This is a genomic window from Bdellovibrio sp. HCB288, from assembly GCF_047305935.1.
Classification (GTDB): Bacteria; Bdellovibrionota; Bdellovibrionia; order Bdellovibrionales; family Bdellovibrionaceae; genus Bdellovibrio.
The window spans coordinates 2,745,006-2,771,641 of record NZ_CP178619.1 but is presented as its reverse complement, the minus strand read 5'-3'; the positions used below and the strand labels follow the sequence as shown (position 1 = coordinate 2,771,641).

Below are 26,636 nucleotides of genomic sequence, written 5' to 3'. Positions count from 1 at the left end.
GTTGCCTTAGTATTTAACTTTTGATAAGCTCAGGACATTCCAAATGGAGTGTCCTATGTCTTCTGCTACCACGCCTTTATCAAATCTAACGTTTCGGTCTCTTTCCAGACTACTAATTCCCACCCCACTGAAAGAGAAAATCAAACAGAGTCCTCTTGGAAAAATCAACCTCACGCCGAAGCAGCAACGAACCGCAAAGTTCGTGGGCCTCATTGCAATAATTTTGATTTCCATCACCACCTATAACATTTTCTTTTTTGAAGGCACCGATGATGCTTTCGTTAAAGCTCACCTGCACACCGTCAGTCCACGCATTGTTGGAACCGTTGTGGAAGTTCTGGTGAAGGATAATCAGCACGTCAAAAAAGGCGATGTCCTGGTTCGTCTGGACAAACGCGATTATGAAGTGCAAGTAAAGGCCGCTCAAGCTCGCTACGGGAAATCCCATCGTGACCTGGGTCGCTTCAATGGTTTTGCAAACTTGGGACCTTCCGAACGCCCGGTGTTCGATCAATACCAATCCGATGCACTCGTGACTGAGGCGGAATTGCAGAAAGCACAGTTACAGTTGGAGTACACTTCCATCCTTGCTCCTGAAGATGGGAAGATCGGTAAACGAAATGTTGAAACCGGAGAGCTGGTTCAACCCGGACAACCGTTGATGGCACTGATTGAAAATGAACCGTGGATCGAGGCAAACTTTAAGGAAAGTCAGATTCGTCATTTCCAAATCGGTCAGAACGTTGAAATCAAAATCGACGCCATCCCTGGCAAGACTTTCAAAGGGCATCTGGAGAGTATTGCTCCGGGCTCTGGTTCCACTTTCTCGCTACTGCCTCCAGACAATGCGACAGGAAATTTCACTAAGATTGTTCAACGTATTCCCGTAAAAATTGTTTTCGATAAAGAAGATATGAAAGGTTACGAAGATAAGCTGATCTCAGGCATGTCCACAGAAGTCTCCGTTAGAATTCACTAATGTCTGCCGATATCGCTCATGGTTCAAGCACTGAACCCCCGATGACTTTTAAATCCTGGTTGGCCGTTTTCGGAGCGGTGCTGGGGGCCTTTATGGCCATTCTGGATATTCAAATCACCAATGCCTCGATCCGTGACATCACCGGCGGATTGGGAGCCACGCTTGAAGAGGGCTCCTGGATTTCAACCTCGTACCTGGTCGCAGAAATCGTGATCATTCCGATCAGTGGCTGGCTGACGCGGGTGTTTTCACTGCGCACTTACCTGACGTGGACTTCAATTCTGTTTCTGATCTTTTCCGTTGCCTGTGGTCTGGCGTGGAATCTGGAATCGATGATTATCTTCCGCGCCCTGCAAGGTGCAACCGGCGGAGCACTGATCCCCCTCGCCTTTCAAGTCATCCTTAGAATGCCCACAAGCAAACGCAATATCGGTATGGCGATGTTTGCCATCACTGCGACCTTTGCTCCTGCGATCGGCCCCACTGTCGGTGGCTACCTGACCCAAATGTTTCACTGGTCCGTGGTCTTTTACATGAATCTGATTCCCGGCGCATTCCTGATGGCCGCAATCTACTTCGGTATCGACAAAGCCCCCAAGCAACTGGATCTGCTAAAACAGATCGATCGTTGGGGTATTATCACCATGGCGATCGGCCTCTCCTCTTTGACGATCTTTCTGGAGGAAGGCGAACGCAAAGACTGGTTTAACTCCACGACAATTATCTGGCTTGCGATTTCCTCACTGGTTTTCCTGACAGCTTTCCTGTGGATTGAACTTAAAATCAAAAATCCATTCATCAATCTGCGCTTGCTGATGCAAAAGAATTTCGGATTCGGCTGCCTGGTGAACTTCGTCGTGGGCCTTGCGATGTATGGAGCACTTTACCTGTTGCCACTGTATCTGGCGACGATTCAAGGGTACAACTCCGTCGACATCGGGCGCACGATGATGTGGGCTGGTATTCCTCAATTGCTGATTCTGCCCTTTGTTCCGAAGATTCTGGCGCGTGTCGATGCGCGCTGGTTGGCTTTTATTGGTATTAATATTTTCGGCATCAGCTGTTTGATGAACAGTCATATGACCGCGGATGTTGGTTATGACCAGCTGATGTGGTCGCAAATTGTGCGCGCCATGGGGCAACCGCTGCTGATGATTCCGCTTTCCACAATCACCACGGGCCTTGTGGCCCCGCAAGACGTGGGATCCGCTTCCGGACTGTTCAACATGCTTCGCAACCTGGGTGGCTCCGTGGGGATCGCTCTATTGGGAACCATGATGAGCCACCGCGAAAAGTTTCACTCTGCCATGCTGACGGAAGGAGTCAGTCTGTTTCACAAAAACACCCAGCAGCGTATCGCTGACCTGGAAGGCTTTTTCATGAGTCGTGGTGCGGATGTCGTGACCGCTCATCAAAAGGCCATCGCCACACTGGATGTTCTGGTTCGCAAACAAGCGAACCTTTTAAGTTTTAACGACTGCTTTAAGTTCGTGGCTGTTGCTCTGGTGGCAAGCTCTGTATTGATTCTTCTGTGTGACAAAGTCAAAGGCGGCGGTGGCGGCGAAGCGCACTGATTCCCGCTGTCTCAGAGTGAGATCGTCCAGATCCTGACAGCTGTCTAAAACTATTTATTCGTTAGGCTTCCAAATCACCCTGGAAGCCCCACTAAAAGCACCGGAGTCGGCATTTCTCTGGCATCTGATTTGAATATCTTAATCACATGATTAAGATTCAATTTGCCTCCACACTTCTGATTTTCCTGATGGTCCCCTTGATGTCTCAAGGTAATACAGCACCGGCCTGCGAGCCCACGGGTTCTCTTTCGAAGTTTACAACGGATATCTCCGACGTAAAAAAGCATATTTCCGAAAAGCCCAAGGAAGTTCCCGGTTACAACTCCTGCAAAGGCAAAGAGTCTGGAGTGGCTTCAGTTTACGGCATTCGCGGCCGCGATAGCTTCGCGGGCAAACGCACCGCCAGTGGCGAGGTCATGAGACCGGAAAAACTTCGCGCAGCCATTCTACGAAGCGCTTCCCGACAATACCCGATGGGCAGCTGGGTTCGCGTTTCCAGTGGTGATCGCTCAGTGGTGGTTTGTATCAACGATAAAGGTGGCGGCAAACGCGGCCGAGTGATTGACCTTTCCGCTGCCGCTTCCCGCGCGCTGGGCGGCGATGATTTGACTGATGTGGAAGTTGAGTGTCTGTTAAAGCCTGCAGATGGATCGGGCCGTTGTGATGACAAGGTCGCAGCCCAAATTTCGGCGAATGACTTCTAATTCCTACTTAAGAATGACCTGCTCGGCTTTGCCGTCTTTGATTTCATAGACGCTGGCCGTGCCCATATAACTTTCAATTTGAATACCGGTATTTTTTCCAAGCTTCTTGGCGTGTTCATCCTGAGCTGGAATCACGTATAACGGGATGCCGACCTCTTTTTGCTTGTTCTCATTTTTAGTGACGGTTTTTTCGATATTTTGGATTTTCCATTTCTGGATTTCCACAGCCTTCCAGCCTGAGCCTGACTTGGTCAGCGCCACGGCATATTGCTGACTTAAATCCGCTCCCAGAAGAACAATGTCTTTCTCGCCGTTATTATCGAAGTCCGCGATGAACGCCATAGGCACACCACGGGGTTCAACTTCTTTAACCAAACTCACGACAGAGCTGCCATAGTCCTTCAGATCAAAAACCAAGAACTCAGGATTCCATTGCGCCAGAGCCTTTTTAGCTTCGGCTGGCACTGAAATCTTCGTCTTCCCATCTTGAACCGAGATCTCTACCCCATTGTCCTTGGAAACCGCGATCGGAGCCGCCACCGCAGAACAACTTACGCCATATAGAATGCCCAGCAAAACTGTTTTCATTATTGACGCCCTCCTTTGGATTTCGCAGGAGTTTTTCCGGCTGGTGCATCCGTATACTTTTTAATGGCGCCCAACTTGCGAGGACATTTGTCTTCGCGAGGAACCAGGAATACGTGACTGTCGACTTTACCGCACTTTTTCATTCTCCGTGCCCACCCCGGAGATGCCAGACTTGGATTGTAGTAATAAATCACATCATTCGGGCCTTCACGAACTGACAGGTTCACAGCCTTTTTGCATCTATCCAAGGCATCCTTGTCCTCGTCCTTAGTTGCTCTGATGTTGTTGCCTAAATTATCCTGAGTCCAACTGAATTGGGAATCATCAAAAACAACTCCACAAACCGTACTTGGAAAAGCGTCATCTTCCGCCCGTGACAAAACGACTTTGTTCACGGCAACCATTCCGTCGAAATTTTCTCCGCGAGTTTCGTGATAGCAATTACAGATCATGCAAGTCGTTGCCGATTGCCTTTTATTACAGGTCAAAGACGCCGCCCATGCAGAAGTATCCACGAACGACAAACCGACAATCATCAGAAAGGCACTGGAAAATAGTCTCATCTCTCTTATTTTACTCATTTACCTCACATTCGGAAGACCTTTCTCACCTACCCGAACAGATTGAACTACCACATACGCCTTTGGTCCAACCCCATCCTAATCCAGAGCCAGGAAACACTTCATTTCAAACAAACTCATGTCGATAAGAGCTTGTATGGCAAAACTTCTGCGTAAATTTATGCGAATCCTGCGCAATGCCCTTTTTGCACTTACTGCACTTGTTCTAATATCTTTCTTAGTGACGTCTCAACAGCGAGTTTCAATGTGGGTCGGCTGCACTAGCTTGGTTCTACTGCTGTCTTGGCTTGGTTATAAATTTAGACCCCGAAAGTTTTGAAGCATTCCATTCGTGGCTACGCTGGAAAAAATTCAAATCCGGCGAGTACCCAAGCTTACATCGGCAAAAAAGAATTCTTGTGGACGAATACAACGGCATCCTCCTCACTGAAAAACACACCTCGCTCTTTACACAAAGAAAGTCCAATTCTTGATAACTTTGGAGTCATACCAAGAAGCCCAGACTGAGACAAAAATGCGCACGGAAACAAGACTTGGACCATTGTTTACTTCTCAGAGGGCCAGGGTCGTGGCTTAATAGATTCATGAGCTTGAAAATGAAAACTAATTTTCTGACGACTATTGTACTTGGACTGGCACTCTTAGCTCCATTGAGCTGTGGTCAGTCCTACAATTCGTCCTACTACGACGCAGACATTTACGGTGAAGGTGGCGGCGGCACTCCCGCTTTTCAGGCAGCCCAAGCTATTCTAAGAACAGAATGCGCTACTTGCCACACTCAAGCCAGCCATCAAAGCTGGGGTAATATTTCTGAAGCTCAGTTTATTGCTTTGGGATTGGTTTCCCCGGGAAATCTGTCCGGTTCGCAAATTTATACGAAGCTCAGAGGCAACAGCGTCAATTCGACTGGCAACATGCCGCCTTCTTACAGCTTGAGCAACTCACAGATTCAAACAATCGAAACCTGGATTTTAGGTATCATGTAAACTCGCCTACATTCTGTAAGCGAGGCCAATTCTCCAATACATCGTCTCGTCCTTGTAAACCATACCCATGCTCTGAATGTATTCAAAGCGCTCGCTTAAACGGGCACGCAAATCCACAAAGCCACCGGAAATTAATTTTGAACCCGACTGAACAGTCATGTTGCCACTGGATCCGGAAGACCAATTGACGTTCTTCATATACGTCGACAAATCCAGACCCAAATCAACCTTCGGTCCCAAACGGTAAAAGATACGTGGCGTAATTCTGAACGCCATCCACGGCACCCGGGCTTCGAAGTAATTCAGACCAGAGTTCTTATCGCCCCCCACAGCACTGCCACTGGCAATACCACCACCAACACCCCATCCCCAGTTCGCGTAGTAGATGTTTTTTTCAACTCCCACTCCAAATCCGTAGTAGGAAGCTTTGGATTCCTGCGTGCCACCGACATTGTCCGTGATCGAAAGTTTCTCAACCCAAGAATTAAATTCTGCCGACAACAGCCACTTTTCCATCGGAGGCACAACACGAGTCACAGATCTTTGCGCATGACAGTTTAAAGAAACCAGAATGATCAGAGGTAACAAAATAATACTTTTCATACCCGTCTCCTACAGTGACAAGTGCAACTGACTTTGCAGCATCCACGTGTCTTGAGTGACACTGTCGTCGTTGATAGTACGTCCATTAACAAAACCGGCACGGAACTCCATGCGTGGCATCGGGAAAGCCAAAAGACCAAAGGACCATTTGAACATATCCGAGGAATCTGCAGACAGAGTTGGATTGTAGTATTCAATCTGACTCAGAATATTGTAGCCGCGGGAAATCCGGGTCAAATTCCGCAACATCAAATAGCCACCCATTTTGTCACTGGGCTTGGAAAGAGGACTGTCTTTAACAAACCCCAGCTCGGTCAACAAACTGTCGCCCTTGGAAAAACCCAGCTTCTGATGCACGGCCATTCGGGTTTTCTCGACGTATTCGTTGCGTGAAGCCAGAGCTGATATCCCAACGCGATTTTGATCAGCGACGTCGTACTCAAACATGACCGACGCCCCTTTTTGCCGGACGTCCTCTTTTTCCTGAAGCAGGTTCCCAACGAATACGTTCCCCGTTACTTCCCAACCATCAGCGTAATACTGGGTAATCACCCCTGTGGATTGGTCATTTTGCGCAAGATCCGTGACATTACGACTGTAGGCCGTGTGGTCGGCGATACGGAGACCAAAAACTTTATCCATCAACCCCACATAAGTGAAAAGCGACTTGCTGTACTTCCAACGGAAATAATGTTCGCGGGAGATCATGTTCTTATTATCAGGATCTTCGATGTTGGCGCGAGATGCCGGCGTGGGTTGATACCCCCCCGACAGAACAAACAAATACTTACCGGCACGATCCAACTGAAGCGCGACATTGGCATCAGCCTGCATCGTGATATATTTACTGACGGCAGCAGATCCACCTGGGTTGTTTTGAAAATAGATCCCGCGGTACTTAATTCCGGGGCGAACCCACCATGGCAATTGCGTGGAGCCCAGGAAACCTGAACTGGCAGCGATCTCTTCCTCTGTCTTTGTGGATTTAAAAACAGCACGAGATGCGATCTCGGTTGCGAAAAGAGCGCGACCATAATCGGTTAAGGGTCCATTGCCCTGACCGTTATAATGACAAGTGATGCACGTATTGTATCCATACGAAATAAAATCTGGATACGCTTGCGCTGGTTCGGAAACCAGGCTTCCCAACAATAACAATATCGGCAGAACAAAAATCACGCTGCAACCTCATTTGAAGAACAAAACCGAATTGGAGCTTCAGTTTAGGGTTCCTGTCCATGAGGCGCAAATCAAAAGCACGGAATATGAAGGAGTATTTTGCAGTGCTCCCTACTGAGGAGCACCGTTATCCACCCAAGAGTTGACGATATTGCGTTGGGCTTCCGGCAAGATTCCACTTGTCGGCATCGGATTGTTGGCGTTGTTCATGCGGGATTTGATATTCGCTGCCGCAAGTCTTGCCGCTGCATAATTGGTCAAATCCAATCCCCCACTGGCTTTGCCAGGAGCATGGCAGGACACGCAGCTGTTTGCGAACACACCACCGCTGGCCACCAACTGTGAGAATGTCACATTGGTCGGAGTTGCTGTTGGTGACGCCGTGGCTGTCGCTGTTGGAGTCGGCGTTGGATTCGTCGCACTGGTCGATCTTAGTGTTGCAAATTCCAACGCGATCTTATCCGTGGTATTTGGAGTCATCACCAGCAGCGCATTTGCAGTTCCAGCGGACAGATTGGTCGCTGCCGTCGTGGAAATAACCGCATTCACGTTTTGATAAGTTGTTACTTCAGAAGCCAAAACATCGTTCGCATGGATCGTGATCATCTGTACCTGATAACTTCCGGACGAGGTGTTTTTCAAACGCAAAGATGGATTGCGGAACTCATAACCCTGAGTCACACCCCCCACCACAGCACGACGGATTTCAATAGTCGCCGTTAACGGCGTGGACGGAGTTGCCGCAGCCAAATCAAATGTCATGGTTTGGAAAGCGGTAGTCGTCGCCAAATTTGCTGGAACAGTGACCGAAGCAGACTTCACGGCGCTGGAAGGAGCCGTCACACCGGTCTCAACCAAGCACTCTGCATACTTTTCCTGAGCCGCAGACCAGTAAGTATTGATTTCAGTGATGCGCGCCTGATTCGCAGGTCCCGTATAAGGTGGTTTATGGGAAGCGTTTACCGCTTGAGATGAAATTTTCGCAGCGCCTACCGCCGAAAAAGCCACATAGGAAGTTTTCACATCTGGAGAACCAAAGACACCCAAACCCGGACCATCGGTAATATGGCAGCCACTGCACGTTTGTGCCAGGAAGGGATGAAAAGTATTTGCATACACTTTTACGATCGCTTCCTCGCAGGTTTCCCCGCTAGCCGTGGAGAAATACGCACTGCCACCGGACACACTGCTCATGATGAAGCCCTCGCCACAGTTGTTGAATGCAACAAGCGTGACCACAGCCCCAACGGCCCAGAATAATTTTTGTCCTATCTTAGTCCCCATCACTCCCCCGAGCAAACGAACAAATACAATATCAATTAGGCGACTTTGATCACTTGAGACAGCTGATTCGTATCCAGGATACGACCACCCACCCGATCAAACAAATCCATACGTTTATTGGCCTGACACCAGTTCGCAAAAACGGCTGCTGCCACCAATTCAGGATTCGAACCCGTCACAAAGGTCGGATCAGAAGCCTGGTTGTTGTTAAAGTGACCCACTTGGTAGTCACTGGTTGCAGGACGACCTGCAGGATCGTAATAAAACAAGTACGCAATACCATGACCGCGATCACCAACCCAAGGTGCCGCACGGTCCTCAGAAGGATCACTGTACACAGAGCCATCCGAAACAACCAACACCATCACAGGCTTACCCAGGACGTTGGCAGTTTCAAGAATACGGCCCACTTCATTACCAGCGTCCAGGTCCTTGGCATCACCCGCAGTACGAGTGTTGTTATGGTAGTCATAACCACCAATTTCAAGATTGGAAGAACCGGCTTGTCCAAGCAGTGTGTTATAAACCATCGCACCAAACAACAATTCTCGGTTGTTATTTGCGGTATTGGCATTGATGCCCCATACACTGGCAACGCTTGCGCTGGAGCGCGGATCCACAGCCGAATTCCCTTTTGCCAAGACATCAATATTTTTGATACCCGCGCAATCCAGAACCGTTTTAACGGTTTCGCCGCCCTGAATGGAGGCGATCTTACGAGTTTGAGACTCAGTAAGGTTGCTCATCAATTTAACCAAGGATCCTTTTTGAGAGGCGTTCAGTGAGGTATTCAATGACGAACTGTAACCAATCGAAGTAAGTAACGAAGTATAGTTACTCACCACCAACGGCGCTGGTGGAGCGGCAAAGCCCGAAGACTGATTCATACCCGTGCGCGTGTTGCGATTGCCCATGTTAGGCAAATTGGAACCAACAAGCCCGGCCTTGGTGATAGCACCAGACACGTCAAACTTGTTCGCATTGGTATCATTCTGGGAGTCCACACAAAACGCGATGAACGCTGTTTTTGAAATGGTCGTTGTTGACGCTCGGGCTTTAAGCCCGGTCAAAAACTTACTGATGCCATTGCCGGCAAACGGCGCATTACCGAATGTGCGCTCGATAGGAACCTGGTTGTTTCCAAGCCCCAGTTTGTTATAAGTCGAAATCGGCTGGCGAGCGGCATTCTGTGGCACATAGTTCGCGGCCATCGCGGCACCGCCACTTAGATTGACTGTCACAAAGGGAATCAATGAGTTTGGAATCGGGCAATCCGCCGCTGTCGCTGCATGAGCGGAATTCCCCAACACTAAAGACATCCAGTTTGGCACAAACATGTGCGCTGCAAACGGAATCATTCCCGCTGACAAAAAGTCACGACGGCTGACTGGTTTCTTATGACCAGATTGCGCCCACATAGGGATGTCTTTTTTATTTTTTGCCATATTCTCCCCCCAGAGAAGTCCTGCTAATAAAACTTAAATCAAAAACTAGTACGTAATAGCATCAAAACTGGACAGCATTGCCGCACAAGTCGACAACATCAATCCATTCGTGGATGCCGCCTGAGTACGCGCCGCTGCTGCCAGGGCCGCTATGAACTCAGTCTTATATCCTTGCAAAAGAGCCAATTCTTCCATGCTGATATTTCTGCCCCAATAAGAGCGAGCCATGCCACGCACGCTGGATTCGAAAGCTGCGTCGGTCAACGAACTCACACCTGCGGCGAAATTCACACTGCCAAAGAAAGCACGTTGCGCTGCCGCCTGTGCTTTCTCTGTCGTCAGCAACGAGTTACAAACTTCACCGGCTAGACTGGTCGCACTGAGCATTAAAGGACCGTTGGCCATGCTTAAGTCATTCCCCGCTGCCAGGGCACCGTAACGATTGCTATATTCTGATGACAAAGCCGTGCTCACCGCAGTTACGTTCGTCACCCGCATCATGGAAGCCATGGTCTGTTCAGCAGAAAGCAGGGCATAAGGAATTCCCAGCTTCTCGGAGTCGGTTTCCTGAACTGTCCCGCCACTGGTAGAGGAAAAATCCTCACTCACCGGCAACTCACCATAACGACCACAGTTATTGAAACTGACCGTCACGAAGATCATTGAAGGAAGAACGTAAAATAGAAACTTGATATACTTCTTATTCATAAATCCCCCCTTCACCTTAGTTCAAACACTCTGTTTTAGTGGCCATTCTTTCGAACAATGCTTTTAGCTTGTAACCGTTCTGTTCGAACTCGTCCCCCCACTCTTTCAAGCGGGCTTTGTCGTTGACAGGATCCAGACTCTTACGACAAACAGTTTCAAATACTGTTTTCGCCATACACTGACTGAAACGGCGGGAGTTCGAAACCACACGGCCGAAACCGGCTGCGCCATTACCACTGAGTGCATCACCGCGCCACTCAAAGAAATCAGCATTCTTAGTTCTGATGGCATTGTTCACGAAGGACGTGTTGGTAGTCACATAGCCGGATGGGAATACCGAGTTGTTGCGATTCATTTTAATCACAACACCTGTCGTTGTGTCCGCGGCGATACGATACTCCGCCGGTGAACCACCACGCGTGTTCACGTCAGAATGCTTGATACCCAAGGCATCAAAATCCCATTTGGCAAAAGCCCCACGGAAACCATCCATCACGGTGTGGCACCCTTTGCAGGACGTCGCAAACTTCATATGGTCGCCACCAGGAAAACGGTCGATATCGCGACCGATACGCACGTCAGACGCACCCGTGTCAGCCCAGTCATTCAAAGGCACACACATAAATTCACGGAAAGTATATTCAACCAGACGACGGTTTGTTCCCGCCGAGGCATGCGCACCCATAAAAGCACGCAACGTCAAGACACCGGCAGGATCCGGATTTGCCACAGACGTTGTCGCACTGGTCGCAATCTGTTGGCCGGTTCTGCGCACCAGGTTTGTTGCAAGGTTCACGCGTTGCGCTTCCAAATCCACATAGTGATTATTGGAGATCAACAAATCCGCCACCATATCAGAGCGCACGTTCGCACCGCTCCCCATATAGTAGATATTGCCCGTCAATAGTTCGCGGGCGTCGGTCTGATCACGAGTGACGCCGATGAAAGTCGCCACCATGTCATTCAATTCTGTTTTAATTGTTTCATCACGAGTTGAAAGCTTCAACGCCATCAACTTCACTGTGATGTTCAGAAAGTTGTTATCGGCTGTCGCGATTTGCGCAGCACCCATCACATCACCTTTGTTCAGCAATGCAACCATTTGCGAAACAATGGGACTGTCTGCAGGAAGTTTTGTTCCGGTCAGACGCTCATAGATCTTACGCGCTTTCAATTCCATTGCAGAAGGGTCCGCAGCACTTGTCACAGGTTTTACCTGTGCATGCACTGACTGCCCTACGGACAGCAGCCCTACAACAATGAGTGTGGTCATCAAGAATCGCATCATATCCCCCAAGCCCTTATCGACAATTTTCGCTTGAAAATGACCCAACCCCCACAAAAAAAGGTTGCAATCTCAACTTGATACTGGAGAAGTTTTTTGCACCAGGGGGTTTTCGTCTAAGAGATTTCCAATGGTCGGTCTTGACTCCACGCTTTGATCAGAATTCAGAGATGAAAATTGACATTTTGCCCGAATTTTAAGCACCAAAACCGGGGCCTTTTGAGCGCATTTTTTTAAAAAAAGTGCTTATCGCGGAGCCTGGGAAGGAGGTCCGATACTTCCCGGAACAACATTCTCCAATTCCCGAACATCCTTGGCCGAGGGGCGATTAAGTTTCTCAATACTCCGAATCACTTCAGCGGTGGATAAGTTACTGCTGTCGACAAAGTCACAGCTTCTTTTTTTAAGGATATCTTTAAGAGTCTTAACACCTGCGCCCAAGTTTGCCGCAAAGGGATCTTTTTTTTGTCGAGGGGGACCAATCCAAATACATTTGCTTGCCACTTTCTCCACTTCATTGAGAATTTTCCCGATGGCATCTCTCTGATTTTCCATTTCCCGGGAATTATTTAGCATGTAAGTTCCCAGAGCAATGACGGTCAAATCCGGATTTGCCTTTGCCAGCTCTTCAGGAATCAAGCGGCGCTTTACTTCCTTGCTTACACTTTCCTGCCCTTCCTCATTACGTTGCCAGAATCCACAACTGGAGGGCGCATAGTCCGAACTGACTCCAATCCAGGTATCTGCAGTCGAGCCACAAACCGCCACAGTATTGACATCCACAGCTATCGTCCGCAAATAGCGATCCACGGCATTTCCAAATGGGCCCGCCACGCGATCGTCGCCAACAAACAAAACGCTCTCATATAATGGTGGAGCCTCGCCAGAGGCCACCGCTTTTGAATTTACAAACAGAATCAGAAATAGCAACGCTGTAATTCCCATAGTCTCATTGTAAGGGATTCCATTTCAGAGAGAATTTGAAGTTTCGCACTGGATCCCAAAGCCCTTGGCCTTGTGTTGGCAGTCAGCTTGCAAATCGGTACAGGTGCATAAAAATAGAGATATGAAAAAACTAATTCTGGGTCTTGCCATTATATTAGTTGCCTTGTCAGTGACACCTGCGGCTGAATCCAGAGAGTCCGCGGTGAATATCATCACATATTGGTCCAGTGGCTTTCGCATCGACAATACAGAGCAAGGTGATCGCGTACGACGCCTTCTACAGAAGATTAAGGACCTTGGTGTGACCACCGTTATCTTTAATTTTCGCGGGCAGATGATTGGGGGAACCTCAAACACCGTATTTTCCGTCGTACCCGTGGATCAACAGGCCGAAGAGGAACGCAATCTGGAGGCCACACTCCAATATGCCAGAAGCATCGGACTGAGAGTCGCCTTCAGACCCATCCTCTTGGTGATTGGTCCCAAATGGGAATTCCCCTATGAAGATGAAAATGGTTACCTGTGGTGGCATGGAAACATCAATCCCACAGATCCCGAATTGTGGTTTCGCAGTTTCTTCACCTATCATGCGCGCTACATGAGGATCGCCGCACGAACTGGTGCCGCCTGGTATTCCATCGGTGCAGAAATGCATTCACTCACCTCGGGAATGGGCAGTCGCAGTCGCAATCAAAGATTCGGCCGTCCTGATCTGTGGATTCAATTTATCTATCGGGCGCGACAAATTCTTGGCAACAAAGTGCAAATCACTTACGGAGTGAATTACACAGATCAATACGTCATGGAGGACGGAGTTAAAACCTGGGGTGGCGAATTTGAACAGTGGCGCCACGACCTCACTTACTCTCCCCGCACCAATCAGGAAATTCTGCACCAGCAGTACCTGCGCAGTTTCTGGAGTGAACTGGACTTTATCGGGGTCGACTACTATCGCGCCCTAGGGGCCGCCAGTACCAAGTACCCCACTGAATATGAAAAATTAAAACAAGTGCTCACTCCTTTTTCCATGCAGTATGCACTGCAACTGCAGAACTCGCTCAACCAAATCAACACGGCCACAAACACCCGTAAGACTCTGGCAGTTCAGGCAGCAGCAGCTGTTTTTCATTGTTGCCACCAACTCTGCTGCCGGGGGAGGCAAACACTTCACCCCAGGCACTGATCATTGAAAAAACCACGAAACGATTTCCGGCATTGGGAATCGATACCACCTGCGGCTCTTTTAAATCCAACCACGCAAGACTGGTCAGCGTATCCGGTTCCGGATAAGCCTGCGTTGCTTTTCCATCGGGAAGTACTCTTTTGCTGGCCAACTGATTGACCGGAGCCTGATCGTGGTTGGCCCGTGGCACAGCCGTCATCACTTCCCGGGTGGTCGCCATCACAACCATCGGATAAGCGTAAATGTAGGTATCCGCGGCAATCTTTTTCAAATCCTCGCGCTGGGCTCCCATATTCTGTGCCCGCGCGCTTTCAATACTTGCACAACACAGCAAAGCCACACCGAACAGCGAAAGTACCTTGTGTCTTGATCCCATGGAGCCTCCCCGAGACAGTGCTTTCAGAGTCGTTTCAACTCCCCTTCAAAACAATAAGGCTTTTGACAAACTCCGGACCTCCGTCATAAATTGCGCGCCATGAATGCTCCCCTGTCCCCCGAATCCCAACAAGCTCTTACTGAATCACAGCGAAATTTCCGCCAGGACTTTTCGACTTCACGGGGATATTTTACGGAAGCCGACGAACTGCGCCTGCAAGAGATCGCTTTGCAAAAACTGGAAGCGAAGCTTGTGCAATCCGGTGAAAACCCGGTCAGTTCAGCCCAGCTTCGTGAAGCATGGAACGCGGTGGTCACGGATTTTCATCGCAATCAATACTGGGGCTTTGCACCGACCTTTGAAAAACGCCCGAAAGTGCAAACCGAAGAACAAAAGACATTCTGGGAGATGTTTCCCTATGTCTGGACTGTGATTCAATCCGGTTTGATTCTAAAAACAGCTGTCTATTATTTTGGGATTCAGTCATCCAACGAACCCACAACAGAAAATCGTATTTATCTGATTCTTGCCTTGGCAACATCCGCTGGCACGTTGATTTTCTTTGCCTGGAGAAAGTCCCGCAAATGAAACTGTTTCTTTTTCTCTTTGCAGGATTATTGCTGGGGCCTTCCGCCCTTAAAATCTCACTCCCACCTGTTGCCACCCACATCGCCAGCATGTGCTCTTATCTGTTTTTATTTGTGGCCGGACTTGAACTCAGCTTCAAATCACTGGGGCGTCAATTATTGCCGGCAGCCAAACTGAGCGTCGGAGCTTTTTTATTCCCCTTCGTAGCGGGATTGATTACCGCGATGGTTATCCTGCGCGACACCCCTTTGGCGGGCTCTGCGAGCTACGTCTTTATCGCCTTGGCTTTGGCGGTTTCAGCTCTGCCGGTTGCAATCCAAGTTCTGAAAGATCTGAAAATCTATCACACGGACTTAGGGCGTCTGATCATAGCAACAGCCACTCTATGTGATATTCTGGCCTGGGTGTTCTTTGCCCTGATCCTGCCAGCAGACAGTTTTAAAAGCTGGTTCATCACTCACTTGTCGTTGGTCTTATTCTTTTTGGGATTGGCGCTTTCCGATACGCCTTTTCCAAGTGCAAAACTGCGCTCGACCTTGTTGCATTTGAATTCATGGATTTTTGCACCGGTGTTTTTTGTGAGCATCGGCTGGAAGCTGAACTTGTGGCAGAACCTGGATGTCTACCAGGTTCTAGTGGTGTTTGTTTTGGCCAGCGCCAGCAAATGGGGCGGCAGCTATTGGGTGGCCAGAAAAATGGGCTACTCAGCGAAAAGCAGCATCCTGATTGGCGTTACGCTGAATTCCCGAGGAGCGGTGGAAATCATCATTGCCAATTTAGCGCTGCAACAAGGACTGATTGGCGAAAAGATTTTCGCCACACTTGTGGTGCTGGCGATTGCCACATCATTACTTCCAGGCCCGGCGACCCGGCTCATGAAGCTGCGGGAATAACAGATTCCGGGCATAAAAAAAGCACCCTTATGGGGTGCTTTTCATTTTTAACCTTTTAGGTTTTTGAATCGCAGGTAGTGATCCACCGCAATCGACAGGATCGCGTAGTCATCCAACAATCCCACCCCAGGAACTGAATCCGGGATAAAATCAAAAGGAAAAACCAAGTAGTACATTGCTCCGACAGCCACGTATTTGGATGTCTTTTGCAGATCGCCATCTTTAAGCACGTTCCAAAGTGTCATCACTTTTTCACGGATGCTTGGACTCTTGTTTTGCAGACCTTGCAATGTCGTTTCATTGTTTTGAACGTAAGTCAGACTGTCATCACGCTGACCTAGACGAAGGCATAGATCCATCAGACCATCTTCGTTGCCACCAGATTGTTCAAACTGTGTTGCTTGCAGGTCCATCATCATAAATGAATTGTTAGCAAACAAGGACTGAGAAAACTCGTAAGCTTCCTTCACGCACTCATGGTCCTTATCGATAACGCCATCTTTTACCATGGTCAAAATGCCTTGATAAAGATTCGTATCGTACTGAGCAGGAACTCTGACAGTTCCGCCCTTTTTCAACCAACGACGCAAAGTCATGTTGGAAACTTGAAAATAGACGGCCAATTTTTCAGGACTCAATCCGGTATCTTTACTGATTTTGCTTATTTGGCTGATTTTCATAAATATATAGTATCACAGTGTTTGTTACATTTAAAGGGATGCTTCCTTGCCGTCCTGAGCCGAAAAACTGACGGCCAATCGCATAAACAACTTCAAATCCTATAAAACCGCCCTCATCTCTAAGTCCTTAACATCTGTGATTTAAAGACGCCCACAGCAACCCTTTGTTGCGCTCGAAATATTCCCATGGCAATCCGCAGAATCCCTGCTATATCAACAGCATATAAGGGAGAGTTTATGAGTCTTATGATGTCCATCGCGACACTTCTTGCATCCATCACTTTAAGTTTTTCTGCTTCTGCGCAAACCTTTAATGCCCCTACTTCACCAAAAGCTGGTGAGTTGAGCGCCATCGTTTGCTCCGAAAAAACTCCATCCGTATGTGCGCAGCTGCTTTATAGAACAGACATTTCCTCTGAATCAGAAGGTCAGTTTCAAGTTCTAATTCAAGGTTTCGAAGGCGCAACCATCAACAACTTCAAAGCGGATCTTTGGATGAACATGGGTCATCATGGCCATGGATCTTCTCCAGTTAATATCGTAGAAAACGCCAACGGCGTTTATCTGGTGACCAACGCATGGTTCGTGATGCGCGGAAAATGGGATGTGCGTCTTGATTTCGTTCTAAACGGTCAGGCTGAGCACTTGGAAATTCCGGTTTACGTGGCAAAATAATCGCCCCATACACACATCTGAAACGAAAAAAGCCAGGATCACTCCTGGCTTTTTTATTCAAATATCTTCGTAGTTTTAGTGATTTACATCCAACATCTTACGAACCTCTTCAACGTGCTCAGTCTCCAAACGGATCTGACCGCGCACCAGCTCTTCAAGAGCCACGTCGTCGCCAACGTGCTTCAAAAGATCTTTATACTTAGCCAAGGCTTTCAATTCGAAATCCAGGCTTTCTGCCAAAATATCCAAAACTTTGTGCGTGTTGGTTTCTGGCACCGGAGACACCTTCAATGAAGGATGTCCACCGTATGCTGTGATCTTTTCACCGATCATGGATGCGTGGGCATAACCCTCGTTCGCCTGATCATGGAACCATTTAACGATAGGAATACGATTCGGCCCTTTGATCATCAGCGCATAGTGCAAATAACGAATAACTGCAGAGATTTCCATTTCGATAATCTCATTCAGCAATTCCACGATTTTCTTTTTGTCTTCTGGCACTGACATCGCGAGCCTCCTTAACTATTCTTGTCCGATTCGTCTTTTATTCGTCATCCAGCTCGTCATCACCGACAACGCCCAGATTGTATTTCTCAATGCGATAACGCATAGAACGGAAAGAAATATGAAGCAATTTTGCTGCTCTCTTCTTAACGCCACCCGCAGAGTGAATCGCTTTGATCAAAAGTTCTTTTTCAATTTGGCCCATGACCTTATCCAAGTCAACACCGTCATCACCCATCTCAATTTCATTGGATGACGCCATTTTGCGGCCAGAAGATGTGTTCACCATTGGCGGCAATGATTCAGGCAGAATCGTCGCTCCACCCTCCAAGGCCACAGTACGCTCGATCATGTTTTCAAGCTCACGCACGTTACCTGGATAGTCATACTTCTTCAGGATTTCCATGGCTTCAACACTGATCGCACCGATGTTTTTATTCAGGCGCTCATTGTATTTCTTCAGGAAATGGTTGGCCAAAAGTGGCACGTCCTCACGACGCTCACGCAATCCCGGAGTTCTGATATTGATTACATTCAAACGATAGAACAAATCCTGACGGAAAGTGCCCTTAGCCACCATCTCCTCAAGATTTCTGTTTGTCGCAGCGATGATACGCACATCCACTTTCGCGTCTTCTGTGGCACCCACACGACGAATCACGCGCTCTTGAATTGCACGAAGAAGCTTAACCTGAATCGTCAATGGCAACTCACCGACCTCATCCAGGAACAGTGTTCCGCCATCAGCAACTTCAAATAGACCGGCCTTATCAACCACCGCACCCGTGAAGGAGCCTTTTTTATGACCGAACATTTCTGATTCCATCAGATTTTCAGGAATCGCACCGCAGTTCACGGTAACGAAAGGACGATCTTTCAAAGGACCATTATAATGGATCGCTTTGGCAACGACCTCTTTACCTGTACCTGATTCCCCCGTGATCAAAACGTTTGTTGGCGTTTGTGATACACGTTTAACCATGTCAAAGATGGTGTGCATTGCCGGGGAATTCCCCACCATGCTTTGGAATGAGTATTCTTTGGTAAGTTCTTTTTTAAGAGTTCTATTTTCAACTTCCAAATTGCGCGAACGAAGCGCGTTTTGAATGTTCAAACGAACTTCATCGATTTTAAATGGCTTCGTCAGATAGTCGTAGGCGCCCATTTTCATGGCTTCAACGGCTGTCTCTGTGGTGCCGAATGCGGTGATCAACATAAACACTGTATCCGGATAGGATTCTTTCACGTGTTTAAGAAGTTCAATCCCCGTCACATGAGGCATCTGCAAATCGGAGATGATCATATCGAATGATTTTTTCGTAAGAAGGTCTTTCGCTTTTTGGCCGTCTTCAGCCAAAGTGATCTCATAGCCTTCTTTTTTCAGCATGATCTCTAGAAATTCGCGTATTGATTCTTCGTCGTCGACAACAAGAATTCTCGGCTTCATGTATCTCGCTCCCACATCCTGTGAATATAGTCTTTATTCTTTAGTTTGCTTTAGGGAAAGTCAAAACAAACTCTGTCCCCACACCTTGCTCACTCTCAACAAAGATCTGCGCCCCGTGGCCTTCCAGAATTTTATGAGTAATAGCTAGACCAAGGCCTGTACCCTTGGGTTTCGTCGTGTGAAAAGGTTCAAACATTTTTTTGCGTGTGGCTTCACTCATGCCACATCCAGAATCGCGCAAACTGATCACGATGGCTTTTTCATTTGCCACGGCTTTAACGATCATCTGAGCTTTGCTCGAATCCTGCATCGCCTGATAAGAATTCAAAACGATGTTCAGGAAAACCTGTTTAAGCTTATCACGATGACCCAGGATTTTTAAGTCCTGACTGATTTCACGGATCTGCTCGATATCGGCTCTGACTTTCCCGTCCGTTTTGATCGCATCCAGAACCTCATTCAGCAGAAACGCCATATCCACCGCATCTGTAGGAGGCTTTTCCGGACGGGCATAATCCAAAAAATCAGTGATCAGGTTATTCAGACGATCGATCTCGCGCAGGACGATTTTCATCAACTTGCGATCATCATCGTTGGTCACTGTCTGAGTCAGCATTTCAATGCTGCCACTGATTCCCGCCAGCGGGTTGCGTATTTCATGTGCAATCCCGGCTGCCAAGCCTCCCACTGCCGCCAGTTTTTCGTTCTGACGAGCAGCAAATTCAAACTGACGAATCTTGGTCAAATCATCGACCAAAGCAATCGAAAGTGGTGCTTGCAGGTCCGGACTGTACACTTTGGATAAAGTCACACCCAGAATCTTTGCCGTTTGATCGGAACTTTCGACATACTTCAAATCACCTCTGAAGTTGTCAGAGGCTTTTTCTGTCTCAGGAAACAGACGGTACCAGTTAAGACCGGTGATTTCAGTTTTACCCAGGATATCCAAAGCGGAATTATTCGCAGTCAGCACCTGTCCGTCTGATGTAAAAGAAAGCATTCCCGATGGAATGTTCTCCATGATGAACTGATTTAACTCCTGTGCAGAACGCAGACTTAAGCCGGTTTGTTTTAATTCCTTACCGACTGACTGCAATTGTTCACTCAGGAAGCCTGCTAGTCCCGCCACCGAGAAAAATGCGATATTATTAAGCGCCAACAGGAAGAAGAAGTTCAACGCCTTCATTTCCGGTGAAAACAAAGCCGCCGTTGTGAAGGTGATACTGGTGAATAGAGCCAAAGTTAAGGCACCCACTCCCCGGCATGCGATTCCCGCCAGCAAAATGTTCACCAGATGCAGGAACATCAATAAGGACTGATTCAAACCGAAGTAATAAATCAAAAGCGATATGAAGACTGAATCCAGAACAAAACCCAAAAACAGGGCGCGCGGATTCTGCAGCAACTGATCCCACTCTGAAATCCAGATGATGTGCAACCCCAACGCCAATGTCAGCACCAGGTAAAAAGGCGCCTGCACGGACCAGTTTACGAAACTTCCCTGAGCCATCGTTGAAACCACACTGATCAACAGGACAATGGCAAAAAGACTGACGCGAGCAAACTCGACAGTCAGTCCTTGTTTCTTATTATTCTGAAGGGCGTAACTTAAGCGCAATTATCCCCCGCCGACAACGTCTGCCATACTGAAGATTGGCAAGTACATGGCAATAACCAGGATCGCGATGATACCACCCAGGAAAACCATCATCAAAGGCTCCAGCAATGAAGTCATGGCTTTCACGGCAGTTTCAACTTCGTCTTCATAGAAATCGGCAATCTTACCCAGCATGATATCCATCGTACCGGATTGTTCACCGATGGAGATCATCTGCACCACCATCTCGGGGAAAACTTTTTCTTTACCCAATGGCGCCGCAAAGGTACGACCTTCGGTGACTGAGGCTTTACAACGAAGCAAAGCTTGCTCGATGACGATGTTGCCGGCAGTTTTTGCGGAAATATCGATCGCTTCAATCAAACCCACACCCGATGACAACAAGGTCGAAAGAGTACGAGTCAAACGGGCAATTGCAGACTTCTGAATCACTTCACCGAAAACCGGGACATTAAAGAACAGTCGATCCATAGTATCGCGGCCCTCGTCGGTGCGATAATATTGAAGAATCGCAAACGGAATACCCACCACACCCGCCGCATACAGGTACCACTGATTGATCATGGAATTGGAAAGTGCAATCACGGCCTGAGTCAGTGCAGGTGGTTCTTTACCAGCAGAGTTAAAAAACTCCATAAATTTAGGAAGGATGAAAACCAGGATACCGGTGATAACTGCAAATGCCACCACCAGAATGACGGCCGGATAAACCAGGGCGCCCTTAACCTGACTTTTCAATTTTTCTGATTTCTCCATATAGAGAGCCAGACGATTCAAGATACCATCCAGGATACCGGCTTCCTCACCGGCCTGGATCATGTTCACATAAAGTTTATCGAAAACCAGTGGCACTTGCGCCATGGAATCGGCCAAACGACGACCGCTTTCGATCGAAGTCTTAACCTGACCTGCAGCACTTCTTAGGGGCCCCGGCCGCAAACCTTCAGAAAGAATTTTCAAACAATCCACCACCGGGATACCGGCGTTGATCAATGTTGCAAACTGACGGGTGAAGATCTGCAGATCCTTCCCCTTGACGCGTCCACCGAACATGGGTTGCGCGGCGCCCGGCTTTTTTCCACCAGCTCTTGCCACCACCACAAGTTTTGTCGGCATCAACTGCTGCGCACGCAGACGAATGATCGCCTCCTGCTGAGTTGCCGCCTCGATCTCTCCCGAGACGATTCCACCTGTGGCCGCTTTGGCCTGATACTGGAACTTAGCCATCTAGATGCCCACCTTTTTGAGCAACTGATCCAAATGATCCGGATCGCGGGATGTTTCAAAGGCTGTTTTCAAATCCACACGACGGCGAATCAAATGCTGCAACAGAGATTGATTCAAAGTCAAAATACCTGAGTGCTCCGGCGCTGTTGTCAAAACAGATTGTAATGCCGTCATTTCCTGACGCTCGATAAAATCACGAATCTGTGGTTTTACCAATAGCAGCTCGTGAGCAAACACGCGGTCATTGCCAAGTCCGGGCATCGCATACTGCCCCAGCCCCATGGAAAACACCTCTGCAAAACGAGATGAACCATGCTGATCAAAACGATCCGTCATCACCGACAAACAGCGACGAAGCGCATTCATCAAAGACGGCGCACGCATGGAATAGATCACAAAAACGCCACGTTCCGCCAAGGCCATTGCCTCAAGGAAGCTGTCATCATCCGAAGCTCCGTCGTAAACCACGACATCCACTCCGTTCAACAGACTGTCACGCTCGTCTTTGCTGGCAAAAATGCCGTTATGATACAGGAAACAAGATTTTTCCTCGCGCATTTGCGGGAATGGTCTGGTGGAGAAAACCACACCCATGAATGATTTTTCCTCACCCATTTTTTGCATGGTTTTATACAGCGTCCCCGTCTGCCCGGATTCACCGGCACCAGAGACAATCACCAGTCCCTTCATGCGCAGGCAGGTTTCCAGATAGCTTCCCGGCAAAGGCATATCAAATCTTGAACCATCCAGATCCAGATCGATGATCGCCTTCATGGTGCTTTCATGCTGAAAGAACGAAAACCCAATGCGCATATTCTCAAGCGCGGTTTCACCAACCACAGCGCCTGTTGTCTCCAGGACAGTTTTTTGATTGTCGTCCAAAAAGCTCTGCTGAAGAAGCTTCCACTCCGTCATCAATCCCGGAGACTTTCTTAAACTTTCCCAACCCGTAGTGCTGCGCGCGCGAGGCTCGCTACCAACGACAAACAGGAATTCCTGGGATTTCTTTGCTTTTGCTTGCATTAACAATTCAGTCAAACTCATTATGTGTCCTTCACAGATGCATTCAAGACTTCTTCAATTGTTGTTTGGCCTCGTTTAAGTTTCAACAATGCAGAACGGCGAAGCGTTTTCATCCCTTGCTCACGTGCCAGGAAACGCAACTGCCCCGTTGAGGCCCCTTTAAGAATGGCCTCTTTCATTTTTTCCGTCATGGACAGCAACTCGTACACTGCCAAACGACCTTTGATGCCGGAGTTATTGCAGTTGGAGCACCCCTTACCGCGCATCAATTTGTAATCTGGAATCTCCGCTTGCGGAACACCCAAATTCAAAAGTGTCTGTGCCGGAACTTCAATCGGCGCTTTGCAGGATTCACAGTTTTTTCCCACCAGACGCTGAGCCACTACCAGATTCACACACGAAGTGATGATATAATTCGCCACACCCATCTCAGTCAGACGGACAACGGTTCCCGGAGCATCATTGGTATGCAGAGTACTTACAACCAAGTGACCCGTTGAGGCCGCTTTGAAGGCAATCTCTGCTGTTTCAAGGTCACGAATTTCCCCCACCATCACGATATCCGGGTCCTGACGCAGGAAGGATTTCAGGGCGCTGGAAAAATTCAAATCAATATCCGGATTCATCTGAACCTGGTTGATACCTTCAAGATTGAACTCCACCGGATCTTCTGCGGTGGAAATATTCACATCCGGTTTGTTCAATTCCGCCAGGGCAGAGTAAATTGTCGTGGTTTTACCAGAACCCGTGGGTCCGGTAATCAAGACCATTCCCTGCGGAAGGTTGATCATGCTTTTGAAAAGTTTTAAGTCGTCTTCCTCGAAACCAAGCTTGGTCATGTCCAACTGAAGATTAGATTTATCAAGCAAACGCATCACGACTTTTTCGCCCCAGATAGTCGGCAGGACGCTGACACGGAAATCCATCTCGCGGCCTTTTTTCGTACGAACTTTCAAACGGCCATCCTGAGGACGGCGTTTTTCGGCGATATCGAGCTTGGACATGATCTTGATACGCGAGGCAATGGCGGCACCGGTTCCCTGCGGTGGCTGGGTCGCTTCAACCAGATTACCGTCGATACGGAAGCGCACGCGAAATCTTTTTTCATAAGGCTCGAAATGGATATCCGACACCTTTTTAATGATTGCATCACCTAAAATCTGATTCACGAATTTTACGATCGGAGCTTCATCACCTCCAGAGTCGGAGTCGATGATTTCGGCAGTGGAAGACGCTGCGTACTCCTCCTCCATACTCTCTGCGATCGTGTTAAGATTTTTAACGTTGATGTTACCGCCATAGTATCTTTCGATACTGGCAGCAATCGCCGTTTCAGTCGCAACCACGGCCTGGATTTTACAGCGCGTGATAAAGCGCAAGTCTTCCTTAACCATGATATTGCTGGGATCAGCAAAGGCCACGACCAGCGTGGATCCGGCTTTTTGCAATGGAATCAATTGATTACGATCACAAACATCACGGGGAATAAGTTGTAAAACTGAGGCATCAATTTCGAAAGAGGAGACTTCCACGCCAGGCACTGCAAAGTGCTTTTCCATCGCGCGAAGGATTTGATTTTCCTTAAGAAAACCAAGCTGTGTGATAACTCCAGTCAGTCTAGCTGTCCCGGATTTCTTTTGTTCTTCAACAGCGTGCGCAAGCTGATCCGGTTTGAGCAGACCCTGCTTAACTAATATTTCACCAATCTTGAAAGAAGACATTGTGGCTCCCCAGATATAACTTTATACCAGGGTGCCGTTTTTTGTAACTAGACGGAAGAAGAGTTTTCGTTCTTGAACTCTTCGATCCAATTCGCAAGGTCAGAGGGCTTCAGCAGATGAGATTGTTTAAGTTTCTCGAAAACTGTCTCGACCAAAGCCTGCAACATGTCTTTAGGGAACAGAGCCTTCAACTCCGCCTGCTTCGCCTCATCCATCAACTCACTTTGCAGATTGCCAAGGTGCGAATCAAACGCATACCCGCCGGTCGTCATGAAGTTGAAATATGACAAATCGGTCAAGAGCTCACTCTCCGAGTCCAGTTGAACTGTGTTGACGATCAATGAAGCACTGATCGCCTGAATGGTCAGGTCCTCTATCGGCAGAACCTTGAACTTGATCCCCAGATTTCCCCGCGACAGAATGCGGGCTTCGCGATGCAGCTGGGTGATGTTCTCCCCCATCAAATAGATCTCACCGAATCCCAATTCCGTGCAAACAGCCGCGGCGATTCGCAGACACTCACCCTCACCAACGACAAACGCTGGCATACGAATATCCACATCACGGGCCTGCTCCACCAAAACTTTATGAAGAGCCTCGTAACTTAGAAGCCGAGGATACCACTTCGCACCTTCCGGCAGATACAAATCAAAGCATTCCAGCAAGCGAACCTGGGTTGGCAAAACCTGCAGCGAAGGATAAAGAGCGCGAGATTGCTCGAAAGAAAAAAGTGCGGCATCCGCGCCCGCCAAAAGCTCCTCGGAAAACGTGGGGTGCTGCTCTGGAACGGGAAAATCCGGATTTTTTTTCGCAATAAACTGCAAAAATCGAAACAATGTACTGGCTTCGCCCTCACGGAACTCAAGAATTTTTTTGTTCATCAAAATACTTTCGGGCGGCTGCCATATCGGAGAAAATCTGCTGCTTCAAAGAATCAATCCCGGAAAACTTCATTTCATCCCTTAAAAAATACAACAACTCCACTTCGACTTCCACGCCGTAAAGCTGTGCATCCATATCGAAAATATGACTTTCAATTTTTACCGGCCCCGCTTTGCCGTCTTCCTGGAAAGTGGGATTCACACCGATATTTGTGATGGAGGGATGATTGTGTCCGTTGATTCTGGTGTAAGTGAAATACACACCTTTTCGAGGCACAAACTCCACATCGGGATGAATATTGGCAGTGGGCACCCCGATGGTGCGACCGCGCTGAAAACCTTTTTCCACGTTGCCACGCAGGTAATAACGACGACCCAAAAGTTGCGCGGCCTTGTCCACTTCACCCGCCTGCAAAGCCTCACGAATGCGCGTCGATGAAACCACCTGGCCATTCAACTGAAAGGGAGGAATCACAATCAAACGTATCCCCTGCTGCGCACAAAACCCCTCAAGGAAAGAGATGTTTCCGGTGCGATTGGCGCCAAAATTAAAATCGTGCCCGACGACCAGAGTCTTGGGATTCAGATTTTTCATCACATAGTTTTGCAGGAAATCCTGAGCGGAAACCTGTGCAAACTCACGGGTGAAATTTTCGATGATCACACACTCGATGCCACCAGCGGCAAAGCGCTCCTGCTGATCGCGAAGATCGAACATTCTCTGGGTTTGGCGCTCTGGAAAAAGCACTTTTACAGGGTGAGGATGGAAAGTATACACAACCCCAGGAACACCATAGTGCTGGGCTTCGCGAGTAACAGTTTCAATCAGTTGCTGATGCCCCAGATGAACACCGTCAAAATTGCCAATTGTGACGACAGAGGACTCTATAACAGAACCCATCTGCCCTACGCCTTGATAGATATGCATATTTTTCAATATACCTGTTTCCGCGCCC

General features: G+C 48.2%; 27 protein-coding genes. 8 read left to right on the top strand and 19 right to left on the bottom strand.

Annotated elements, in window-relative coordinates:
- Positions 1-55 precede the first annotated feature (55 nt).
- The 3 genes from ACLVWR_RS13580 to ACLVWR_RS13570 all read left to right on the top strand — a co-directional run bounded on the left by ACLVWR_RS13580 (position 56) and on the right by ACLVWR_RS13570 (position 3,257).
- Positions 56-979, top strand: a complete 924-nt coding sequence (locus ACLVWR_RS13580) for an HlyD family secretion protein (RefSeq protein WP_413581184.1) — start codon at positions 56-58, stop codon at positions 977-979.
- Complete coding sequence (locus ACLVWR_RS13575; RefSeq protein ID WP_413581183.1) at positions 979-2,553, top strand: DHA2 family efflux MFS transporter permease subunit; 1,575 nt, start codon at positions 979-981, stop codon at positions 2,551-2,553. The genes ACLVWR_RS13580 and ACLVWR_RS13575 overlap by 1 nt, the downstream gene beginning before the upstream one ends.
- Before the next feature lie 146 nt (positions 2,554-2,699).
- The gene (locus ACLVWR_RS13570) at positions 2,700-3,257 is read left to right on the top strand and encodes a septal ring lytic transglycosylase RlpA family protein (protein ID WP_413581182.1); all 558 of its coding nucleotides are present in this window, start codon (positions 2,700-2,702) and stop codon (positions 3,255-3,257) included.
- A gap of 3 nt (positions 3,258-3,260) precedes the next feature.
- Here the strand turns inward: ACLVWR_RS13570 and ACLVWR_RS13565 are convergent, their stop codons facing one another.
- The gene (locus tag ACLVWR_RS13565) at positions 3,261-3,845 is read right to left on the bottom strand and encodes a hypothetical protein (protein WP_413581181.1); all 585 of its coding nucleotides are present in this window, start codon (positions 3,843-3,845) and stop codon (positions 3,261-3,263) included.
- A complete protein-coding gene (locus ACLVWR_RS13560) occupies positions 3,845-4,408 on the bottom strand; it encodes a cell wall hydrolase (RefSeq protein WP_413581180.1) in 564 nt (187 codons plus the stop codon). The genes ACLVWR_RS13565 and ACLVWR_RS13560 overlap by 1 nt, the downstream gene beginning before the upstream one ends.
- Positions 4,409-5,022: 614 nt before the next feature.
- Between ACLVWR_RS13560 and ACLVWR_RS13555 the strand changes: the two genes are divergently transcribed.
- Positions 5,023-5,412, top strand: coding sequence for a hypothetical protein (locus tag ACLVWR_RS13555; RefSeq protein WP_413581179.1), 390 nt, complete (start codon positions 5,023-5,025; stop codon positions 5,410-5,412).
- A gap of 6 nt (positions 5,413-5,418) precedes the next feature.
- Here ACLVWR_RS13555 and ACLVWR_RS13550 read toward each other — a convergent pair whose 3' ends face one another.
- The 7 genes from ACLVWR_RS13550 to ACLVWR_RS13520 all read right to left on the bottom strand — a co-directional run bounded on the left by ACLVWR_RS13550 (position 5,419) and on the right by ACLVWR_RS13520 (position 12,861).
- Positions 5,419-6,015, bottom strand: a complete 597-nt coding sequence (locus ACLVWR_RS13550) for a hypothetical protein (protein WP_413581178.1) — start codon at positions 6,013-6,015, stop codon at positions 5,419-5,421.
- A gap of 9 nt (positions 6,016-6,024) precedes the next feature.
- The gene (locus ACLVWR_RS13545) at positions 6,025-7,194 is read right to left on the bottom strand and encodes a hypothetical protein (RefSeq protein WP_413581177.1); all 1,170 of its coding nucleotides are present in this window, start codon (positions 7,192-7,194) and stop codon (positions 6,025-6,027) included.
- A gap of 111 nt (positions 7,195-7,305) precedes the next feature.
- Positions 7,306-8,478 (bottom strand): hypothetical protein, encoded by a 1,173-nt coding sequence (locus ACLVWR_RS13540; protein WP_413581176.1) that lies wholly within the window; start codon positions 8,476-8,478, stop codon positions 7,306-7,308.
- A gap of 35 nt (positions 8,479-8,513) precedes the next feature.
- Positions 8,514-9,923, bottom strand: coding sequence for a hypothetical protein (locus ACLVWR_RS13535; RefSeq protein WP_413581175.1), 1,410 nt, complete (start codon positions 9,921-9,923; stop codon positions 8,514-8,516).
- A gap of 45 nt (positions 9,924-9,968) precedes the next feature.
- Positions 9,969-10,631 carry a hypothetical protein gene (locus ACLVWR_RS13530; RefSeq protein WP_413581174.1) on the bottom strand — a complete coding sequence of 221 codons (663 nt, stop codon included), beginning with the start codon at positions 10,629-10,631 and terminating at the stop codon, positions 9,969-9,971.
- A 16-nt stretch (positions 10,632-10,647) separates the two neighbouring features.
- Positions 10,648-11,919, bottom strand: coding sequence for a hypothetical protein (locus ACLVWR_RS13525; protein ID WP_413581173.1), 1,272 nt, complete (start codon positions 11,917-11,919; stop codon positions 10,648-10,650).
- Positions 11,920-12,162: 243 nt separating this feature from the next.
- The gene (locus tag ACLVWR_RS13520; protein WP_413581172.1) at positions 12,163-12,861 is read right to left on the bottom strand and encodes a hypothetical protein; all 699 of its coding nucleotides are present in this window, start codon (positions 12,859-12,861) and stop codon (positions 12,163-12,165) included.
- Positions 12,862-12,982: 121 nt separating this feature from the next.
- Between ACLVWR_RS13520 and ACLVWR_RS13515 the strand changes: the two genes are divergently transcribed.
- A complete protein-coding gene (locus ACLVWR_RS13515) occupies positions 12,983-14,044 on the top strand; it encodes a glycoside hydrolase family 113 (protein WP_413581171.1) in 1,062 nt (353 codons plus the stop codon).
- Here ACLVWR_RS13515 and ACLVWR_RS13510 read toward each other — a convergent pair.
- Entirely contained in the window at positions 13,929-14,420 is a 492-nt protein-coding gene (locus ACLVWR_RS13510; protein ID WP_413581170.1) for a DUF1254 domain-containing protein, read from the bottom strand. The genes ACLVWR_RS13515 and ACLVWR_RS13510 overlap by 116 nt on opposite strands.
- Before the next feature lie 99 nt (positions 14,421-14,519).
- Here ACLVWR_RS13510 and ACLVWR_RS13505 point away from each other — a divergent pair, with 99 nt between their 5' ends.
- A complete protein-coding gene (locus ACLVWR_RS13505) occupies positions 14,520-15,008 on the top strand; it encodes a hypothetical protein (RefSeq protein WP_413581169.1) in 489 nt (162 codons plus the stop codon).
- Positions 15,005-15,901, top strand: a complete 897-nt coding sequence (locus ACLVWR_RS13500) for a cation:proton antiporter (protein WP_413581168.1) — start codon at positions 15,005-15,007, stop codon at positions 15,899-15,901. Before ACLVWR_RS13505 ends, ACLVWR_RS13500 begins: the two co-directional genes overlap by 4 nt.
- A gap of 47 nt (positions 15,902-15,948) precedes the next feature.
- Here the strand turns inward: ACLVWR_RS13500 and ACLVWR_RS13495 are convergent, their stop codons facing one another.
- Positions 15,949-16,581 (bottom strand): YkvA family protein, encoded by a 633-nt coding sequence (locus tag ACLVWR_RS13495; RefSeq protein WP_413581167.1) that lies wholly within the window; start codon positions 16,579-16,581, stop codon positions 15,949-15,951.
- Between the two features lie 237 nt (positions 16,582-16,818).
- Between ACLVWR_RS13495 and ACLVWR_RS13490 the strand changes: the two genes are divergently transcribed.
- A complete protein-coding gene (locus ACLVWR_RS13490) occupies positions 16,819-17,256 on the top strand; it encodes a hypothetical protein (protein WP_413581166.1) in 438 nt (145 codons plus the stop codon).
- 75 nt (positions 17,257-17,331) lie between these two features.
- Here the strand turns inward: ACLVWR_RS13490 and ACLVWR_RS13485 are convergent, their stop codons facing one another.
- The 8 genes from ACLVWR_RS13485 to ACLVWR_RS13450 are packed head-to-tail and all read right to left on the bottom strand — an operon-like array spanning position 17,332 to position 26,608.
- Positions 17,332-17,766, bottom strand: coding sequence for a ferritin-like domain-containing protein (locus ACLVWR_RS13485; RefSeq protein WP_340599594.1), 435 nt, complete (start codon positions 17,764-17,766; stop codon positions 17,332-17,334).
- 37 nt (positions 17,767-17,803) lie between these two features.
- A complete protein-coding gene (locus tag ACLVWR_RS13480; protein ID WP_413581165.1) occupies positions 17,804-19,210 on the bottom strand; it encodes a sigma-54-dependent transcriptional regulator in 1,407 nt (468 codons plus the stop codon).
- 40 nt (positions 19,211-19,250) lie between these two features.
- Positions 19,251-20,828, bottom strand: coding sequence for a two-component system sensor histidine kinase NtrB (locus tag ACLVWR_RS13475; RefSeq protein WP_413581164.1), 1,578 nt, complete (start codon positions 20,826-20,828; stop codon positions 19,251-19,253).
- Positions 20,829-22,055, bottom strand: a complete 1,227-nt coding sequence (locus ACLVWR_RS13470; protein ID WP_413581163.1) for a type II secretion system F family protein — start codon at positions 22,053-22,055, stop codon at positions 20,829-20,831. It abuts the gene before it with no gap.
- A complete protein-coding gene (locus ACLVWR_RS13465; RefSeq protein WP_413581161.1) occupies positions 22,056-23,099 on the bottom strand; it encodes a twitching motility protein PilT in 1,044 nt (347 codons plus the stop codon).
- Positions 23,099-24,799, bottom strand: a complete 1,701-nt coding sequence (gene pilB / locus ACLVWR_RS13460; RefSeq protein WP_413581160.1) for a type IV-A pilus assembly ATPase PilB — start codon at positions 24,797-24,799, stop codon at positions 23,099-23,101. The genes ACLVWR_RS13465 and pilB overlap by 1 nt, the downstream gene beginning before the upstream one ends.
- A gap of 47 nt (positions 24,800-24,846) precedes the next feature.
- On the bottom strand, positions 24,847-25,680 hold the full coding sequence (locus tag ACLVWR_RS13455) for a hypothetical protein (RefSeq protein ID WP_413581159.1): 834 nt from the start codon (positions 25,678-25,680) through the stop codon (positions 24,847-24,849).
- A complete protein-coding gene (locus ACLVWR_RS13450) occupies positions 25,661-26,608 on the bottom strand; it encodes a bifunctional riboflavin kinase/FAD synthetase (RefSeq protein ID WP_340599601.1) in 948 nt (315 codons plus the stop codon). Before ACLVWR_RS13450 ends, ACLVWR_RS13455 begins: the two co-directional genes overlap by 20 nt.
- Between the last annotated feature and the right edge of the window lie 28 nt (positions 26,609-26,636).

Coding starts and splice junctions, on each gene's coding strand:
- ACLVWR_RS13580 (WP_413581184.1), top strand. CDS start 56: ATGTCTTCTGCTACCACGCCTTTATCAAATCTAACGTTTCGGTCTCTT.
- ACLVWR_RS13575 (WP_413581183.1), top strand. CDS start 979: ATGTCTGCCGATATCGCTCATGGTTCAAGCACTGAACCCCCGATGACT.
- ACLVWR_RS13570 (WP_413581182.1), top strand. CDS start 2,700: ATGATTAAGATTCAATTTGCCTCCACACTTCTGATTTTCCTGATGGTC.
- ACLVWR_RS13565 (WP_413581181.1), bottom strand. CDS start 3,845: ATGAAAACAGTTTTGCTGGGCATTCTATATGGCGTAAGTTGTTCTGCG.
- ACLVWR_RS13560 (WP_413581180.1), bottom strand. CDS start 4,408: ATGAGACTATTTTCCAGTGCCTTTCTGATGATTGTCGGTTTGTCGTTC.
- ACLVWR_RS13555 (WP_413581179.1), top strand. CDS start 5,023: ATGAAAACTAATTTTCTGACGACTATTGTACTTGGACTGGCACTCTTA.
- ACLVWR_RS13550 (WP_413581178.1), bottom strand. CDS start 6,015: ATGAAAAGTATTATTTTGTTACCTCTGATCATTCTGGTTTCTTTAAAC.
- ACLVWR_RS13540 (WP_413581176.1), bottom strand. CDS start 8,478: ATGGGGACTAAGATAGGACAAAAATTATTCTGGGCCGTTGGGGCTGTG.
- ACLVWR_RS13535 (WP_413581175.1), bottom strand. CDS start 9,923: ATGGCAAAAAATAAAAAAGACATCCCTATGTGGGCGCAATCTGGTCAT.
- ACLVWR_RS13530 (WP_413581174.1), bottom strand. CDS start 10,631: ATGAATAAGAAGTATATCAAGTTTCTATTTTACGTTCTTCCTTCAATG.
- ACLVWR_RS13525 (WP_413581173.1), bottom strand. CDS start 11,919: ATGATGCGATTCTTGATGACCACACTCATTGTTGTAGGGCTGCTGTCC.
- ACLVWR_RS13520 (WP_413581172.1), bottom strand. CDS start 12,861: ATGGGAATTACAGCGTTGCTATTTCTGATTCTGTTTGTAAATTCAAAA.
- ACLVWR_RS13515 (WP_413581171.1), top strand. CDS start 12,983: ATGAAAAAACTAATTCTGGGTCTTGCCATTATATTAGTTGCCTTGTCA.
- ACLVWR_RS13510 (WP_413581170.1), bottom strand. CDS start 14,420: ATGGGATCAAGACACAAGGTACTTTCGCTGTTCGGTGTGGCTTTGCTG.
- ACLVWR_RS13505 (WP_413581169.1), top strand. CDS start 14,520: ATGAATGCTCCCCTGTCCCCCGAATCCCAACAAGCTCTTACTGAATCA.
- ACLVWR_RS13500 (WP_413581168.1), top strand. CDS start 15,005: ATGAAACTGTTTCTTTTTCTCTTTGCAGGATTATTGCTGGGGCCTTCC.
- ACLVWR_RS13495 (WP_413581167.1), bottom strand. CDS start 16,581: ATGAAAATCAGCCAAATAAGCAAAATCAGTAAAGATACCGGATTGAGT.
- ACLVWR_RS13490 (WP_413581166.1), top strand. CDS start 16,819: ATGAGTCTTATGATGTCCATCGCGACACTTCTTGCATCCATCACTTTA.
- ACLVWR_RS13485 (WP_340599594.1), bottom strand. CDS start 17,766: ATGTCAGTGCCAGAAGACAAAAAGAAAATCGTGGAATTGCTGAATGAG.
- ACLVWR_RS13480 (WP_413581165.1), bottom strand. CDS start 19,210: ATGAAGCCGAGAATTCTTGTTGTCGACGACGAAGAATCAATACGCGAA.
- ACLVWR_RS13470 (WP_413581163.1), bottom strand. CDS start 22,055: ATGGCTAAGTTCCAGTATCAGGCCAAAGCGGCCACAGGTGGAATCGTC.
- ACLVWR_RS13465 (WP_413581161.1), bottom strand. CDS start 23,099: ATGAGTTTGACTGAATTGTTAATGCAAGCAAAAGCAAAGAAATCCCAG.
- pilB (WP_413581160.1), bottom strand. CDS start 24,799: ATGTCTTCTTTCAAGATTGGTGAAATATTAGTTAAGCAGGGTCTGCTC.
- ACLVWR_RS13455 (WP_413581159.1), bottom strand. CDS start 25,680: ATGAACAAAAAAATTCTTGAGTTCCGTGAGGGCGAAGCCAGTACATTG.
- ACLVWR_RS13450 (WP_340599601.1), bottom strand. CDS start 26,608: ATGCATATCTATCAAGGCGTAGGGCAGATGGGTTCTGTTATAGAGTCC.